Genomic DNA, 16,222 nt, shown 5'->3' on the forward strand with positions numbered 1-16,222 from the left:
AACAAAGCTCTTAATTAAAATTAATCTTCAAGCAATACCCCTGGATTCATACGCTGCTCAGGATCTAGACTTTTTAGCATATCACGAGTCACTTGAATCCCAAGCTTACCTTTTTCGGCAGCAAGGTACGGGGCATGATCGCGGCCAACGCCATGCTGATGTGAAATGGTGGCTTTACCATGGGTAAGGCTCATACTGGCCGCATGTTTGATTTTCTGCCAGCGCTGTAAGGTAGTCGCGTGATCTTTGGCGGCGCGGAAGAAGTAAGTGGTGTATAGACTCGCGCCTTGTTTATAGACATGCGAGATATGAGTAAAGGCCATCACTTCCTCACCCTCATCAGCGAGCGAGGTTTTTACCGCGTCTTGCATCTGTGCCATTTGCTCGTCAATACGGCTCCAGTTGGTAGCGGTCTCAAAGGTATCAACCATAATGCCTTTATCCCAAAGCGTACCGCGCAGATATGGGAATTTAAAACGCCCGTGCGCCCAAACACTACCCATGATATTAGTGATTTTACCCGTGACACTACCATTTTGCTTTAACAATTTATTAAACTGCGTCACTGCTAGTTTATTCTGTGCTTTATCGCCTGAGAAACCATAAGTGAGCATCACTTTATCTGAGCTGAGTCCGCGCGCTTTTAGATAAGTGCTAATCGCTAAAAACTGGCTTGGCGTCGTACCTAGATGCAAATGTGCATCAGTCTCTACCGCGTTGCTTAGGCGTAGCATAGAGAGGCGAACATTGTTTTGCACCGCTTGTTTGAGTACCGCTTTGCCCGCTTCCCAATTCGGCAAAAACGCCACTTTAAATAGCTCTTCTTCAGGTTGTGATTGCACGCGCATCTTGACTTCGGTAAAGATACCTACGCGGCCTTCAGTACCCATCATCATCTCACGCAAATCAGGCCCTGCTGAGGATGCAGGAATGTCAGCAATCTCTAGCACGCCTTGCGGGGTCACTAAAGTGCCGCCAGCAAACATCTGCTCGATACGACCATAGCCCAAGGACTGCTGACCACTTGAGCGCGCCGCAATCCAGCCGCCAAGCGTCGATAGCTCCCACGACTGCGGATAATGACCTAAGCGATAACCGTGCTCGTCCAATTGTGCCTCGACCGCTGGCCCTTGCGTACCGGCACCAAAAGTAGCAATTTGACTCTCGGTATCCAAATCCATCAGCCGATCCATCTGACTCATGGCGATAGTCAATACCGGGCGCGCGCCCTGTTGCGGATTGATATGTCCGACTACGGAAGTACCACCGCCAAAAGGAATAACAATCAGATCGTGCTCTTGGGCAAGTTTTAATAACTGCTCGACATCAGCGGTCGATTTTGGGTGCGCCACGCCGTCAGGGAAGACTTCAAAGTCGCCGCTGTGCATCGCGATCCAATCGGGGAAGCTTTGCCCACGTGCGTGTCTGAGTCTGATCTCTCGGTCAGTAGAGACGATATCAAGGTCAGTAATAGCGGCAGGTAGGCGCGATTTGGGTACGGTTTTTAGTACTTTTTGTAGACTAACCGAAGGAAGTTTTTTGGTTTTGCCGATATGCGATTTGATCAGTTTTGCGCCATGCGGTGAGACTTTTTTATTGATATTGACATTGCCCCAGCCATTCCAACGCGTTTGCTCGATGGGGGTGTTAAGAGAGGTATTGGTTTTTGCAGTCATGTCTAGGTTGGCGTTATCGTTGTTGTCGCTATCAGAGATTTGCAGAGTAGAGGAGGGTTTAGCGTGTTTACGGGTAGGGAGTTTGAGTTTGCGCATAGAGACATACCTGTCGATTGTAATCACTGTACTTGTGGTTAGAGTGTAGCGGCTAGTTGGGTTAAATAGCTCAGCATAAATAGCGTTTATTAATCACCATACTAATGTTTTTGAATGATAGCAACAAAAAAACTATTGTTTATAAGTTATAACTAGACATGCCCTTTTTGTGTTTGGATAACCCTTTAAACTTTACCCAAATCTTCTAAATCGACAAATTCCTTTTCTCCATGGATCTTGTACATTCTACGTTTGATGTCTGGATAGTTGGTGATATCAATCGGCGGTCTGCTTCCGCCCATAAGGTAGGTGACGTCGCTATCGCTATCATTACGCATCGAATGCGCTGCACCGTACGCTGGAAAACCAACAAAATCGCCAGCACTTAAAGGATAAGTCTTATCGCCATAGCGCAGTGATAGCTCGCCTGATAATACGTAGATAAACTCATCTGACTCTTCATGATAGTGGTGCTGGGTGGTTTCATCGCCCGGCTCAACGCGTACTAAATGTAAGCCAAAGGCGTTTAGTCCAACAATATCGCTTAGAGATACCGTATGACGAATGGCGTTGTCGTTAAACTGATGCACGTGCTTGGTTTCAGGAATCGCGGCGATATCGGACTTAGTTAGGATATAGTCTTTTGGATCGTCGAATTTGGGCTTGGGTAGGCTAGTCATGGTTTATCTCCGTTATTTTTTCAGACTTAAGCTTATATAGTCAATATGAAATAAAATCGATACGTTAATAATACCGTGCTACTGGTACAAATTTTCCTTGCTTGCGGTGCGCTTCGCACTTTTTGATGCTACGCAACTGTTATTCAAAACAAGTATTCCAGTAGCACGGTATCGGTTTTAAAGTGAATTAACTATAGTAGCGAATATTTTTTGACTTTATGTAGTTAATTGGGTAGGTACGCTTATGATTTATTTGCAGATGAAACGCTTTTGTTTATTTACCTAATCCACGTTATCTAGTCGCCCATGATTGGCTTAAACTTGTTAAAATAGGCTAATAATTTTACTTATTGATGGATATCGATTTATGACCACTGCCGCTGCTATCCCTACTATCAAAGAAGATCGTATTCTTATTCTTGATTTTGGCTCGCAATATAGCCAGCTCATCGCTCGCCGTGTGCGCGATTCTGGCGTGTTTTGTGAGATGTTCCCTTATGATATCGACAGCGACCGTATCAAAGATTTTGGTGCCAAAGGTGTCATCCTATCGGGCGGCCCTGAGAGTGTGCATGCGGACAATAGCCCACGTATCAATGACGCTGTGTTTGAGCTTGGTGTACCAGTACTTGGCATTTGCTACGGTATGCAGGCGATGGCAGATCGTTTTGGCGGTAAGGTACATGCCAGTGATATCCATGAATTTGGCGCGGCGACCATTAACGTCAATGGTCATTCAAAGCTTACTGATGGCATCGAAGATAGCGTCAGTGAAGACAAATCGACCACGCTAAACGTCTGGATGAGCCATGGCGACAAGGTCATCGAAGCGCCACAAGGCTTTGATATCATCGCCAGCACACCAAGCTGCCCGATTGCCATTATGGCCAATGACGACAAGCAATACTATGGTCTCCAGTTCCATCCCGAAGTCACTCATACCCTACAAGGTCAGGCGCTGCTAGGCCGCTTTGTGCATCAAATCTGCGACTGTGCTGGTGAGTGGACGCCGGACAATATCATCGATATGCGCGTGGCGCAGCTCAAAGAGCAAATCGGTGACAAGCAAGTACTGCTCGGTCTCTCAGGCGGAGTCGATAGCTCAGTGGTTGCCGCGCTACTGCATAAAGCCATTGGCGATCAGCTCACTTGTGTGTTTGTCGATAATGGCCTCTTGCGCCTGCACGAAGGTGATCAAGTGATGCAAGTGTTTGCCGAAAACATGGGCGTCAAAGTCATCCGTGTCGATGCTGAAGACTTGTTCCTAGACGCTCTAGCAGGCGAGTCTGACCCTGAAGCCAAACGTAAAATCATCGGTAAAACCTTTATTGATGTGTTTGCCAATAGTGCCCGCGAAATCAGCGCACAAAGCGATGGCAAAACCATTGAGTTCCTAGCACAAGGGACGATTTACCCTGACGTGATTGAGTCCGCCAAATCGCACCAAGGTAAGGCGCACGTGATTAAGAGCCACCATAACGTTGGTGGTCTACCTGATGACTTGGCGTTTGAACTCGTTGAGCCATTACGCGATCTATTTAAAGATGAAGTGCGTAAACTGGGTATCACGCTTGGCCTACCAGAGAAGATGATTTACCGTCATCCGTTCCCAGGCCCAGGTCTAGGCGTGCGAATCCTTGGCGAAGTGAAAAAAGAATATGCTGATATCCTGCGCCTTGCCGATGCGATCTTTATGCAGGAGCTTGAGCGTTCGGGCTGGTATGACAAAACCGCGCAGGCCTTTGCGGTATTCCAACCGATCAAGTCTGTTGGCGTGGTCGGTGATGGCCGCCGCTATGCGTGGGTGATTGCGCTACGTGCGGTTGAGACCGTGGACTTTATGACCGCGCGCTTTGCCCATCTGCCGTATGATTTGATTGAGACAGTATCGAATCGCATCATGAATGAAATCGCTGATGTCTCACGCGTGACGTATGATGTATCGAGCAAGCCGCCTGCGACGATTGAGTGGGAATAATCTCTACTCAGTACTTAGCTGACGTAAAAAAACACCCAACTAAGTTGAGTGTTTTTTGTTTTAAATTTCTGTGTCAGGTGGTAAAGGGTTATTTTCTTCGTACGAAAGATATTCAAAATTGATACGTTGATATTGACGTAGGGTTCCTACAGAAACTTGAAATTCAGTAACTACTTTAGGAACAGAGACGTCCATTCCAGCATCTTCCAATATATCAGCATAGTCATTAAGTGCATCAGTAGCAGAAGTAATAGACTGATCATTAGAAGCTATACCTAACAAGTTCACTGAATAAGTTTCATCATCATTGATCTCTCGATTTGGATAAATCTCAACATATATACCAGTTAAATATTCATTAGCTCGCTTAGCAATCTTTTTTCTTTTACCTTTCTTATCAGAAGACGCGATTAGCTGATCGAATTTAGTAGGTAATGCTGGTCTTTTATAACGACCAGCTAGCCAATCAATATACTGATTTAGGTTCCCTTCTAAAAAGTTAATTGAAGAATCAGGTTTAAATTCTTCAAGAAGTGACTTTTTTATTTGAATTTTTTCGTGAGCTTTTAGCTCTAAAATAACCTTCTCATCAGAGCTGTTTGAGTTGGCTTCTATATGCAATATTCTAGGATGACGATTATGGCTATACTGTTTATTAAACGCTTCAGCTGATAAAGGCCGGACAATAGAGAGCTCGATGTATTCTTCTTGCGAGGAGGCAACGTCGCATGATTGCGAGGCAACAACCAACAAGTTGTTAGCAGATATAGTGAACGTACTATCTATGTCACCTATTAGCTTTGCAACTGATTCAGGTTTGACAAAGCTGCCTTGTCGCCATCCTAATGCTTCGAGTATACGCTGCATTTAAACCTCTAAATCAAACCTAATTCAGGCGTCAGTGATTGATGAGCAAGACGTCGACCTGCAAAAATTATTTTTTCTCTATCAAGCTTTTCGTCTGTCAACATTTGCATCACGCTAGTAGAACCTAGGATAGGGGTAAACAGCTTTTCTTTATCAGTAGGAAGCTTATTATAACTCCAGTCTTCTGCGATAACGCTTAACTCAAACACTCTTTGTCTATCTTTTTCTTTACTAATCCCTTGCTTCTCCCAGTTGTACAGTGTTTTTCTTGAGACACCAACAAGGTTAGCAAGCTCTTCATCACTCAAATCAAAATACTCTTTTATTGTCGAAAGCTGAGACTGGCGAGTATTGTACTTAACATTAATACTTGATCCGCTTGCTTGGCTCATTTTGTCAATTATATAACGACTGTTATCGTAACTGGTTGATTTCTTAAAAGCATAGGCTGGAGTAGTGGCAAGAATAGAAGCGCCTATAAAAGCGGTAGTAATGTTCTTATTTATCCAGCTATTTGCTCCATAACTGTTTTGTCTCATTTCCATGCCTCCTTGGCTTGTTCTGTTGTTACATTCCAAAATGCTTTTCGACTGATTTTATGCATGTTTGATAGCTTACTAAGTATTAATCCTTTATTAAAATCTAGTGGACCGGACTCTTCTTCCTGAGCATTCCATACATGGTCGATATCCAATAGTAGTCTTTTGACAGGCTTATCAGAAGATTTTTCTATTGCAATGGGTAAATTCTCTGCATCAGGCCAAACTAAAACTTTATCCTCACCGTATATCGAACGAATAAAAATAGCCCCTTCTGTGGTTCTCCATAAAGTTTCATTAGTCTGTCTTAGTAAGCTCCCTGACAGTTTTAAATCATCGTTGTTGTATAGTCTAGGCTGAACAAAATCTTCTATTGAGCCTTTGCCTTCAATGTTAAAAATGGTATCACTATAACGTAAGCCAAGACCTAAACATAGGCTTGGGTTAATAACATCTATAATAGTTTGTAATAAGAAATCACAGTTCTCTTCAAATCCATTAAAGCGTTCATATTCACTAGTCATAAACAATAAACGATTCTGGTTAACCGAAGCTGCGGTATGACTATTTTTAGAGATAAACTCCCAGTTGGCTTGAGCCTCTAAGCTTATACCGTTAGGCGACACCGTAATTTCTTGGGTCTCAGTGTTTCTTAGAATTGGTAGCTTATTTCTCAAAGCATCTTGAATCTTAGGTATGTATTCCTTTATACCTAGTATAGGAGAAAATCTAAATTCTGCTAATACAAAGACCAAAGGTTGATTTGATAACTTTTTATAGTCACACATGTTGAACTCTCAGTAAGCTGATAAGTCTATTTAAAGTTATTATATAATACACACTATGTGTAATTAGTTGTGTAATTAGTTGTGTAATTTTTGGAAAACAGTTGAGAATTCCAAAAAAAGCAGCACCCCAAAAGAGCACTGCCATTATCTAAAAACCATCTTCTAAACCAAACCCTAACCCCGAACATTCACCACATAACGTCCCACTGCTTTACCATCAATAAAGCGGTCTAGGTATTCTGGGGTTTGCTCAAGGGTGTTTTCTTCCGCGTATTGCTCCAGATTGGGTAGTTTCATGTCCGTTGCCACGCGCTGCCAAATCGCTTTTTTGTCCTCAAGTGGAATAAATACCGAGTCGATACCCAGTAGCGATACCGCACGCGTGATAAACGGCAACACGGTCATCGAAAATGATGCTGATGCTGCAAGGCCACAGGTCGTCACTGCGCCACCTGGTTTGGTTTGCTTGAGTAGGTTGGCAAGATAGTCACCGCCGACGGTATCGATGGCATTGGCCCATAGCGGACGGCCAACAGGGCGATTGCCGACTTCATTGATGGTGTCACGATGGCGCACTTCGGTGGCGCCCAACTCTTTCAAGTGTTCGCTTTGCTCAGGCTTACCAGAGAAGGCGATAGACTCGTAGCCCAGCTGCGAGAGGATAGCGATACTGATAGTGCCCACACCGCCTGTCGCGCCTGATACGGCAACGGGGCCATCGCTTGGTTTTGCGCCCATTTTTTCCAGCTTTTGGATGCTTAGCGCCGCCGTTAGGCCGCCTGTACCATAGATCATCGCTTCTTTTAGGCTAAGCGCTTCAGGGCAAGGCAATGCCCAGTCGGCAGGGATGGCAATCATTTGCCCAAGACCACCTGCGGTGTTCATACCTAAATCATAGCCGAATACCACGACTTCTTGACCTTCGCTAAAAGTGCCTGACTTGTCGCTGACCACCACGCCTGCCGCGTCAATACCAGGGGTGTGCGGATAGTTTTTGGTGATGCTCTTGTTGCCTGAGGCCGACATGGCATCTTTATAGTTGAGCGAGGAGTAATGTACTTCGATCAATAGATCATTGTCAGGCAGGTCGCTGACGTGGCGTTCTTGAATGTTTTTTGCGAACGTGCCTTCGCTGGTTTCTTCGACCACTAAGGCTTTAAAGGTTTTATTATCAGAGTTTGTTTGATTGGACATAATATTATTCCTCTTTTGGTAAATAAACTTTACGGCGATACATTAAGGCTTAATGAGTATCTTACCTTTTTTGTCTAATTGCACCTCATCAGAGACCGCTTTTTGGATATCGTTTAAATCGTAAACACCGCCAGTCGGTAGTTTTAGAGTGCCATTAGCGGCATTTTCGATTAGCTCACCAGTTAAGCGCTGCATATCTTCTTTACTGAAGGTTTGCATCATATCGCTCGCCCAAAAGCCTTTAACTTGCGCCAAATTAAAAATCAGATTGCTAGGATTCAGCATCAGCGGTTTACCTGACATTGCGCCGAGTGACGCCATGACGCCATGTTTACCCAGCATTGATACTAGCTCGCCGCCTGGCTGACCACCAACGGCATCGACTGCGCCGCTAATTTGAGCATCGCCAACGATTTTTTTGACTTGCTCTTTCCAGTCGTCATTATCAGTCACGACGTTGTTGTCAGTGATACCTAAATCGATCAGCTCTTGCTCAGATTTTTTGCTGCGTACTAGATTAATGGTATTGATTTTACGAGTAGGAGCGAGCATCGCCATCGATTCACCGACCGCGCCATTGGCAGCGTTTTGGATGATCCATTGCCCCGGCTTGATGTTTAAAAACTCAATGAGCAACAGCGCGCTCATCGGCATAGCGATTAATTGAGCGGCCATCTCATCATCGATAGCGTCTGGTATCGGGATTAGGCTTGAAACTGGGGCGATAAAATACTCCGCCCACGTGCCTTGTACGCCTGAGACTACGACGCGCTGACCTTTTTCAAAGCCTGTAACCTCACTGCCTAAAGCATCAATAGTCCCTACCGCCTCACTACCGCCTGTCGCAGGCAGTTTAGGTTTATTACCGTACTCGCCTTTGATGGTAACAAGGTCGTGATTATGAATGGAAGATAAGATGGTTTTGATACGGACTTCGTTGTCTTTGGGCTCTGGAGTCGGGCTGTCACTCACGCCAAGCACGTCAGATGGTTTGCCAAATTCGTTATAAGTTGCAGTGCGCATAGAAGTATCCTTTTTATTATTTATCAGTTTTAGCACTTAAAGAGATTATTGAGTACTCAAAGAAATTAAGTTTAACAATTTGCTTTTTATAAACGATAACAACTCAGACTAAGCGTTCTCAACTTGATTTTGGTTACTTAACGTTGTGGCTGACTTAGAATTGTAAGGGAGTCGAGATTAAGCATAAGGCTTTCTTAACGAGTGCTACTTTTGCACCAGAATTAACATTCTGCATAAAAAAACAGCGCTTCTATCATAAGAAGCACTGTTTTGAGTGAACTGTTAAAGGACTTTAGATCAGGTAATTTACGCGTAGCAAATTCTTATGGCTTTAACAGCACCTTACCATTTTTACCTGATTGTAGTTTGCCATCGACGGCCTTTGTGATATCTGCCAAATCAAACACAGCCTCCACAGGCAGATGGAGCTTGCCACTGGTCGCGCGTTCGATTAGCTCATCGATTAAGCGCTGTTTATTATCCACGCTCATCTCTTGGCTGATTTTACTGCCCCAAAATCCTTTTACGATGGCTTGTTTAAAGATAAGATGCGTCGGATTGAGCGTCATGGGCTGGCCTGACATGATGCCAAAGGACGCCAAAGTGCCACCATGACCGAGCAGTGATAATAAGTCGCCACTGGCGTCGCCGCCGACTGAATCGACCGCTGCGCTGATTTTATCCTCGCCAAGGATGGCTTTGACTTGCTCTTTCCAGTCCTCATTATCAGTGCTGATGTTATTTTCTGCGCCGATTGCTTCTAGCTCTTTTATGGCATCGCTGCTACGGACCACATTGATAGTGTTGACGCCGCGCGCCGCTGCTAGCATCGCAAGCGATTTACCGACTGCGCCGTTCGCCGCGTTATGGATAATCCATTGTCCGCTCTTGGCTTCTAAGAACTCCAGCAGCATCAAGGCACTAAGCGGCATAGCGATCAGCTGCGCGGCCATCTCATCATCCAAGCTCTCAGGGATGGCAAACACCATATCCTCATCAGCGACAAAATACTCCGCCCATGTCGCTTGCACGCTGGCCGCCGCCACGCGTTGCCCGACTTTGAGATTTTTAACCTCGCTACCCACAGCATCGACTACGCCGACCGCCTCGGAACCTGCGATAGCAGGCATCTCTGGCTTAAAGCCATACTGACCGCGAATGGTTAACAGATCATGGTTGTGGATAGAGGCGAGCACGGTTTTTACGCGCACCTCGGTAGGCTTAGGTTCTGGGATAGGGCGATCGCCTAGGCTCAATACTTCGGTTGGTTTGCCAAATTCGTTATAAGTTGCGCTGCGCATAATATATTCCTTGATTTATGGAGGTATTATTTATAAAAGTACTATTTATAAAAGTACTATTCATCGTTAAGTTGTGAGCCACAGTAACAAGCGCCACCTGTTTGACGCAATATTAATTTAGTTACTTATGGTGTTTTAGGCGTCAAGTTCTATGGTATAAAAAACACAATTTTAGTTTTTTGTTGTCGTCATATAAGCGCACAAGTATCCTCATTTATTGTTCAGTAAAACTCAATACGGCTCAGTACATGCTCTTGGATAAAATATGCGCAGAGATACGCACTTGGCCATGCAAAAACAAAGGCCAACCCCCAAGAGTGTAGCAGCTCGCCAAAAAAGCCATCGACCAAGCCGACCTTTACCAGTAATAGGGCAGTTGAGATAATAAGCGACATCATCATGGCCATTAGTCCAGTAAATACTAGGCGATATAGTTTGCGGCTCATACGTATTCTTAGTTTCGGTAGTGCCATAACGCATTTTTGTCCTAAAGGTTTTATAGAGAGCTATCATATAACCTATATGTAACTAGGTAAATTGGTTATTATCAAACACCAAGTTCTTTAAATGTTAACGATATCGATAGCATAAATAAACCAGACCAATCAATAAGAATAGACTATGAAAAGTAACGATAAGGCTAGACCACAACGTACATTAGGCATCATCGGTGGCATGAGTTGGGAGAGTACCGAGAGCTATTATCGACTGATCAATGAAGGGGTCAAGGCTGAGTTAGGTGGCCTGCATTCAGCGGACCTGCTTATTCATAGCTTAGACTTTGCGCCGATTGGTGAGCTGCAAGCAAAAGGCGAGTGGGCACAGATGGGCGCGATATTAGCGAGTAGCGGCAAACGTCTGCAAGCGGCTGGCGCGCAAGGCTTGCTTATTGCGACTAATACCATGCACAAGGTAGCTGATGAGGTACAGGAGGCCACAGGCTTACCGATTATTCATATTGCCGATACAACCGCTAGTGCGATTCAAGCGCACCGTTTGACCGAGATAGGTTTGCTCGGTACGCAGTTTACCATGACGCAGGGTTTTTATAAGCAGCGCCTGACAGATAGCGGTTTGCAAGTGGTGATACCTGAAGAAGACGCAAGGGTAGAGGTGCACCGAATTATCTATGAGGAGCTGTGCCAAGGGCAGTTATTGGATAGCTCAAGAGAATATTATCAAAGGGTCATTGAGCAGTTAGCTGATGCAGGCTGCGAGGGGGTGATTTTGGGCTGTACTGAGATTGGCATGCTGATTAAGCAAGCCGACAGCCCCATCCCTGTGTTTGATACCACCGCTATCCATGCGCGAGCTGCGGTAAGGTTTTTAGTGGATAAGGCAGTCGGCTAAATACTGCAAAGATAGCATAAAGCCTGCTGCGACCGTTTAGCCTTTATCGTAAGTTGGTTAATGGCTACCATGAACCTTTTTATGCACTTTGATGATACGGCGCAGCGGTAACCGTCTCCATGGTGTCGTTGGCAAGGCAAATAGCAGCATGGTTTTGGCGATAGATCCTTTGGTAAGGTCACGCGATTTACTGGAGGGCGTACTCGTGTCGCTCAAGGTGCATCCTTTTATGCCACTTTGATTGGGCTTTGATGAGTATCAGTTGGGTTTAATTAAGAATAGATAGTGAGCTTAGGGTTGTAGTTATAACCACTACTGCTATAAAACGCTCCTATTATAAATAACAATGCCTAAGCTATCTGGGCTAGAAAGGTAAACAAGAGCTAACGATAGTCTTGTATATGAACATAGAAGATAAGGTTTTGACTAGAAAGTTATAAATTAAAAAATCTAGGCACAAGTTTAGCGCTAAAATCAAAGTCAGATTTTGTTTCCACCTTAATTCTAAACAAGGATGCCTCCATGCTATTTAAACGCTTAGGCCTTGCCGCACTATTTAGTCTCTCTATCGTAGGCTGTACCACAGCGCCCAATACGCTTGCCGTTAACACTACCCAAAAAATCATTCAATATGAGCGCAATAAGTCTGATCTGGATGTCAAATCATTTACGCTAACTTCTGGCGACAAGTTAGTTTATGCCGAAAACGCCAACCTAACAGGCGAGCCCTTACTCCTTATTCACGGTTTTGGCGGTAATAAGGACAACTTCACCCGTATCGCTGACGAGTTAGAGGACTATCATCTGATCATTCCTGATCTGCTGGGTTTTGGCGAGTCGAGCAAACCTATGAGCGCAGACTATCGCTCACAGGCACAGGCCACGCGCTTACATGAGCTGTTGCAAGCTAAAGGATTAGCAAGCAATATTCACATCGGCGGTAACTCGATGGGCGGCGCGATCAGTGTCGCTTATGCCGCAAAGTACCCAAAAGACGTCAAGAGTCTGTGGCTTGTCGATAGCGCAGGGTTTTGGTCAGCAGGCGTGCCAAAATCGCTTGAGGGCGCAACCCTTGAGAACAACCCATTGCTGATCAATAGCAAAGAAGACTTCTATAAGATGTACGATTTTGTCATGTATAAGCCGCCTTATTTGCCCAAGTCAGTCAAAGCGGTATTCGCACAAGAGCGTATCAATAATAAGGAGTTGGACGCCAAAATCCTTGAGCAAATCGTCACCGATAGTGTCGAGGAGCGCGCTCAAATCATCGCGGACTATAATATTCCAACGCTCGTGGTTTGGGGTGAGAAGGATCAAGTCATCAAACCTGAAACGGTCAATGTGATCAAAGACATCATCCCGCAAGCGCAAGTCATTATGATGGAAGATATCGGTCACGTACCGATGATAGAGGCAGTAGAGCAAACGGCTGAGGATTATAAAGGGTTTCGGGAGGGGATTAAATAGTAGCTATTCCCGCTTTACGCTACTATCTTAGCTGCCACTGTGGCGGTGACTAATAGGCAGTCGTGCTCCTGTTGCCTCGATATGAGGAAGGAAACAGTAAGTGTCTGGGAGACACTTACCCTGACGCAAGAGAAAATCTATGATTTTCTGGAAAGCCAAGTCCCCGCAACACAGTGTGCAGCCAAGTATATCCGCTGCAATCGGGGCTAAACCGCTCTCCAAGTTCACCTAAAATTGCAGTGCAATTTTTTAACGGTGCTCAGGCTAAACTGCTTCCCATGTCAACCTCTACTACTTTTACAGAATTTGACTACAAGTTTGTAGTCAATATGTTTGACTACGGTTTTGTAGTTGAGTGTTCCAAACCGATATAATTAAACCTATAAACTTGAAAGAATTTAGAATCTCATGAACAAAATAACTCAAATCACTCGACGTCATATATTCGATGCTATGCAGGTAGAAGGTATTGATTGAGCTGGAAGATTAGATGAAACCGCGTTTTTGTCTAGACTATATGATTTAGAAGATATTCCGTCAACTGACAGCGAAACTCAATTTCACTGACCTCATTTAAGGCTAGCCTCTGACCCTTTTTGACTTGCGAAACAGCTTGTATAAGTGAGACGGTATGACGAATAAAGGGGTACATGGTCTGCTCTCAAAGCTTAAGGTAAAGGAGGATAAGGTAGTCAGAGACTTATCGTAGAGTATTTTAGTCCTTAGCCATCGGCGGCCAGCGATGATCCTTATTGGACGCTATCCACTCTTGCACCCACGGCTCAGGTGACATGACTAAATTAGGCTCACCTAACGCCTTTAACACTTTGGCGGTTTCAATGACTTTGCCGCCTTTGGTGACGCCCGTGCGTAATAGCACCGAGGAACAAGGTTTGCCTTTAACCCACATCGAATGCTCAAGATAGAGCCAGCGCTCATCTATACCGACGAGCTTCGTCTTGATGGTCACTTTATCAAACAGGCGGATACGCTTACGGTATTGAATGGTGCTGCCTGCCACTACCATACCCCAACGGTTCTTTAGCAGCTGCTTGGCAAGCCCCGTGCGAATGATAAAATCTGTACGGCCAATATCATAGACGGTCAATACACGGCCATTATTCATCTCAAACATTGGATCGATATCGGTAATACTACAGCGCACAGTGACTTCGCTGACCTGATCAAACGCTAACGGTTGAGCTTTTTTATTAGTGATAAACGCATCAACGATCGACTTAGTGTAACGCAAGTAAGGATACATAATAGAGTCTCAAAAGTTTAAGGATAGGTCAGTTGCGCAGTTATTTTGACTTGACGGTAGCGTCCACACCGATGGATTGAAAGTAGGCGCTGACGGTTTCGGGTAGCCAATTGATATCGAATCTGGATTTTTTATCACGGCCCTGAGCTTGCTTGCTATCCGAGCGATAGCGAATGTAGCCGACGTGCCCGCCGTGCTTGGTATCGATAATAGTGACGCAGTCGGAGACATCGTTCGCGGTGGCGGTAAAGCCCAAAAACGGATCGTCTTTGGCGCTAATCAACAATAAGGGTTTTTTGACATCGCGCAAGTAGGGCAGGGCTGAGGCGCTATGATAGTAGTCGTTGTTAGAGCGGTAGCCATGACGCGGCGCGGTAAAGATATCGTCAAAGTCGCTGATACGATTGACCGCTTTGATAGAGTCGATCTCCTCTTTGCTGATGTCGTTGGCAAGGGCTTTTTTAATAATTGGATTAAGCAAATAAGGCGTATAAATGCGATGACTCAAAAAGCTGTGCATACTCAGCGCCGCTGATGACATATCGACAGGGGCGGAGATAACAGCCGCGCCTTTGCAGAGCGCTTTCTCGCCGTATTCGCCCATGTATTTGGCTAAGGCATTACCACCCAGTGAGACGCCGACCGCATACATATTGGCGTATTTTTCGCTTAGGTTTTGCAGCATGTGGTGCACTTCGCCCGTATCACCCGCGTTATAAAACACCCGTCCACTAGCTGGAATACCACCACAGCTGCGGAAATGGGCGACGACAAAGTGCCACCCTTGCGCGTGCATCTGATAAGCCAAAGCGCGGGCATAATGGCTATCGCTACTGCCTTCCATACCGTGGAACAAAACGATTAATGGCGTTTGTTCAAGTTCACCATTTTCTAAGTTTTCTGAATGTTCTATAGGATGCGCATCATAGAAATCATAGGCAATATCACTCTCGTCCAAGGAATCTTTACGCACCACTCGTCTGTACTCGGGTGCTTTTGGCGCAAAAAACTTTGGCAGGATGCTTTGCAAGTGCGGATTAGTCAGCCAAAAAGGCGGTTTAAATGCGTTATAGGTAAAGGTCGTCATAGTAGGGTTTCTAAAGTTGTAAAATAAAAGTATAAATAGAAAATATGAGTGTGATTTAAATAGCTGGTTCCACGTGAAACAAAACAGCTCTATAAGACTGAGTCTATACATTGTTAATTTAACGAATTTATTATCATACTAAGCTCGCAGCAAGCTTCCAATAGATTTCGGTGAACGGCTCAGTGAACAGATGATTACTGTATTATTTAATTAAGCTCAGTTTACTTCTTTAGAACATACTAATCTGTGGGCTCTATCACTTTACCTGCCATCGCTAGTTCAGTTTTTAAGGTCTCAATATCAACCTCAGCAATAGTGACAGTTAAGGTGACTTGTTTGCTATAGGCGACATCTTCGATAGTGCCCTCTAAGCTCTCAACCACATAACGACACTGAGCTTCAGTCGCAAAGTCCGCTAGTATTTGCACTTGCGTCATCGGCACGTAAGGTTGCAATATCATCTGATCGACTGCTGCTTGTGCAGAGCTTGCATAGGCACGAGTGAGACCGCCTGCGCCAAGCTTAATACCACCAAAGTAGCGTACCACGATAATGATAATATTGCCGATAGATTTATGCTGCAGCACGCCTAGTATTGGTCGCCCTGCGGTACCACTCGGTTCGCCATCATCATCGAAACCTGCGCTGGTAGTATTATCAGGGTCGCCAATGATATAGGCCCAGCACCAATGCCGAGCATCAAGGTACTTTTCTCGTAGTTGTTCCACATGAAACATCGCTTGCTCACGTGAATTTACAGGATAGGCATAAGCAATAAACTCGGATTTTTTAATCTCAAGCCGTGCGGTCACGGGGTTTTTTAAGGTTTGATAGCTCATATTGCATCGATGGTACACTTAGGGTTAGATGGGATATGTTAAACTGACACCACTATAACAAAACCCTATATGA

Annotated in this window: 16 protein-coding genes; 3 read left to right on the forward strand and 13 right to left on the reverse strand. The window is 44.9% G+C overall.

All coding sequences use genetic code 11. The features are described 5' to 3' along the window. Positions 1-20 precede the first annotated feature (20 nt). Entirely contained in the window at positions 21-1,772 is a 1,752-nt protein-coding gene (locus AAEY83_RS03425) for an FAD-binding oxidoreductase (RefSeq protein ID WP_025645345.1), read from the reverse strand. 185 nt (positions 1,773-1,957) lie between these two features. Beyond that, positions 1,958-2,452 (reverse strand): cupin domain-containing protein, encoded by a 495-nt coding sequence (locus AAEY83_RS03430; protein WP_025645346.1) that lies wholly within the window; start codon positions 2,450-2,452, stop codon positions 1,958-1,960. 367 nt (positions 2,453-2,819) lie between these two features. Here AAEY83_RS03430 and guaA point away from each other — a divergent pair, with 367 nt between their 5' ends. Beyond that, positions 2,820-4,430: a glutamine-hydrolyzing GMP synthase gene (gene guaA, locus AAEY83_RS03435; protein ID WP_025645348.1), complete on the forward strand. Its 1,611-nt coding sequence runs from the start codon at positions 2,820-2,822 to the stop codon at positions 4,428-4,430. Positions 4,431-4,490: 60 nt separating this feature from the next. Here the strand turns inward: guaA and AAEY83_RS03440 are convergent, their stop codons facing one another. The 7 genes from AAEY83_RS03440 to AAEY83_RS03470 all read right to left on the reverse strand — a co-directional run bounded on the left by AAEY83_RS03440 (position 4,491) and on the right by AAEY83_RS03470 (position 10,588). Then, positions 4,491-5,297 (reverse strand): hypothetical protein, encoded by an 807-nt coding sequence (locus AAEY83_RS03440; protein WP_025645350.1) that lies wholly within the window; start codon positions 5,295-5,297, stop codon positions 4,491-4,493. An 8-nt stretch (positions 5,298-5,305) separates the two neighbouring features. Further along, entirely contained in the window at positions 5,306-5,836 is a 531-nt protein-coding gene (locus tag AAEY83_RS03445) for a hypothetical protein (RefSeq protein ID WP_025645352.1), read from the reverse strand. After that, entirely contained in the window at positions 5,833-6,624 is a 792-nt protein-coding gene (locus AAEY83_RS03450; protein WP_025645354.1) for a TIGR04255 family protein, read from the reverse strand. Before AAEY83_RS03450 ends, AAEY83_RS03445 begins: the two co-directional genes overlap by 4 nt. Before the next feature lie 174 nt (positions 6,625-6,798). Then, positions 6,799-7,818, reverse strand: a complete 1,020-nt coding sequence (locus AAEY83_RS03455; protein ID WP_025645356.1) for an oxidoreductase — start codon at positions 7,816-7,818, stop codon at positions 6,799-6,801. 42 nt (positions 7,819-7,860) lie between these two features. After that, the gene (locus AAEY83_RS03460; protein WP_025645358.1) at positions 7,861-8,841 is read right to left on the reverse strand and encodes a zinc-binding dehydrogenase; all 981 of its coding nucleotides are present in this window, start codon (positions 8,839-8,841) and stop codon (positions 7,861-7,863) included. Positions 8,842-9,164: 323 nt separating this feature from the next. Continuing rightward, positions 9,165-10,142: a zinc-binding dehydrogenase gene (locus AAEY83_RS03465; RefSeq protein ID WP_025645361.1), complete on the reverse strand. Its 978-nt coding sequence runs from the start codon at positions 10,140-10,142 to the stop codon at positions 9,165-9,167. Positions 10,143-10,363: 221 nt separating this feature from the next. Next, positions 10,364-10,588 (reverse strand): DUF2798 domain-containing protein, encoded by a 225-nt coding sequence (locus tag AAEY83_RS03470; RefSeq protein ID WP_025645363.1) that lies wholly within the window; start codon positions 10,586-10,588, stop codon positions 10,364-10,366. Between the two features lie 175 nt (positions 10,589-10,763). Here AAEY83_RS03470 and AAEY83_RS03475 point away from each other — a divergent pair, with 175 nt between their 5' ends. Then, positions 10,764-11,492, forward strand: a complete 729-nt coding sequence (locus AAEY83_RS03475; protein ID WP_025645364.1) for an aspartate/glutamate racemase family protein — start codon at positions 10,764-10,766, stop codon at positions 11,490-11,492. Between the two features lie 57 nt (positions 11,493-11,549). Here the strand turns inward: AAEY83_RS03475 and AAEY83_RS03480 are convergent, their stop codons facing one another. Next, positions 11,550-11,708: a hypothetical protein gene (locus AAEY83_RS03480; protein ID WP_156923954.1), complete on the reverse strand. Its 159-nt coding sequence runs from the start codon at positions 11,706-11,708 to the stop codon at positions 11,550-11,552. Positions 11,709-12,014: 306 nt separating this feature from the next. On the opposite strand from AAEY83_RS03480, the gene AAEY83_RS03485 reads away from it, so the two are divergent. After that, the gene (locus AAEY83_RS03485) at positions 12,015-12,959 is read left to right on the forward strand and encodes an alpha/beta hydrolase (protein WP_025645366.1); all 945 of its coding nucleotides are present in this window, start codon (positions 12,015-12,017) and stop codon (positions 12,957-12,959) included. 715 nt (positions 12,960-13,674) lie between these two features. Here AAEY83_RS03485 and AAEY83_RS03490 read toward each other — a convergent pair. The 3 genes from AAEY83_RS03490 to AAEY83_RS03500 form a co-directional block, all read right to left on the reverse strand. Further along, positions 13,675-14,223 carry an acyl-CoA thioesterase gene (locus AAEY83_RS03490; protein WP_025645368.1) on the reverse strand — a complete coding sequence of 183 codons (549 nt, stop codon included), beginning with the start codon at positions 14,221-14,223 and terminating at the stop codon, positions 13,675-13,677. A 40-nt stretch (positions 14,224-14,263) separates the two neighbouring features. Beyond that, entirely contained in the window at positions 14,264-15,310 is a 1,047-nt protein-coding gene (locus AAEY83_RS03495) for a YheT family hydrolase (protein WP_025645369.1), read from the reverse strand. A gap of 239 nt (positions 15,311-15,549) precedes the next feature. Next, positions 15,550-16,149 carry a YigZ family protein gene (locus tag AAEY83_RS03500; protein WP_025645371.1) on the reverse strand — a complete coding sequence of 200 codons (600 nt, stop codon included), beginning with the start codon at positions 16,147-16,149 and terminating at the stop codon, positions 15,550-15,552. Positions 16,150-16,222: the final 73 nt, after the last annotated feature.

Source organism: Psychrobacter sp. TB20-MNA-CIBAN-0197 (assembly GCF_040309765.1).
GTDB lineage: Bacteria > Pseudomonadota > Gammaproteobacteria > Pseudomonadales > Moraxellaceae > Psychrobacter > Psychrobacter submarinus.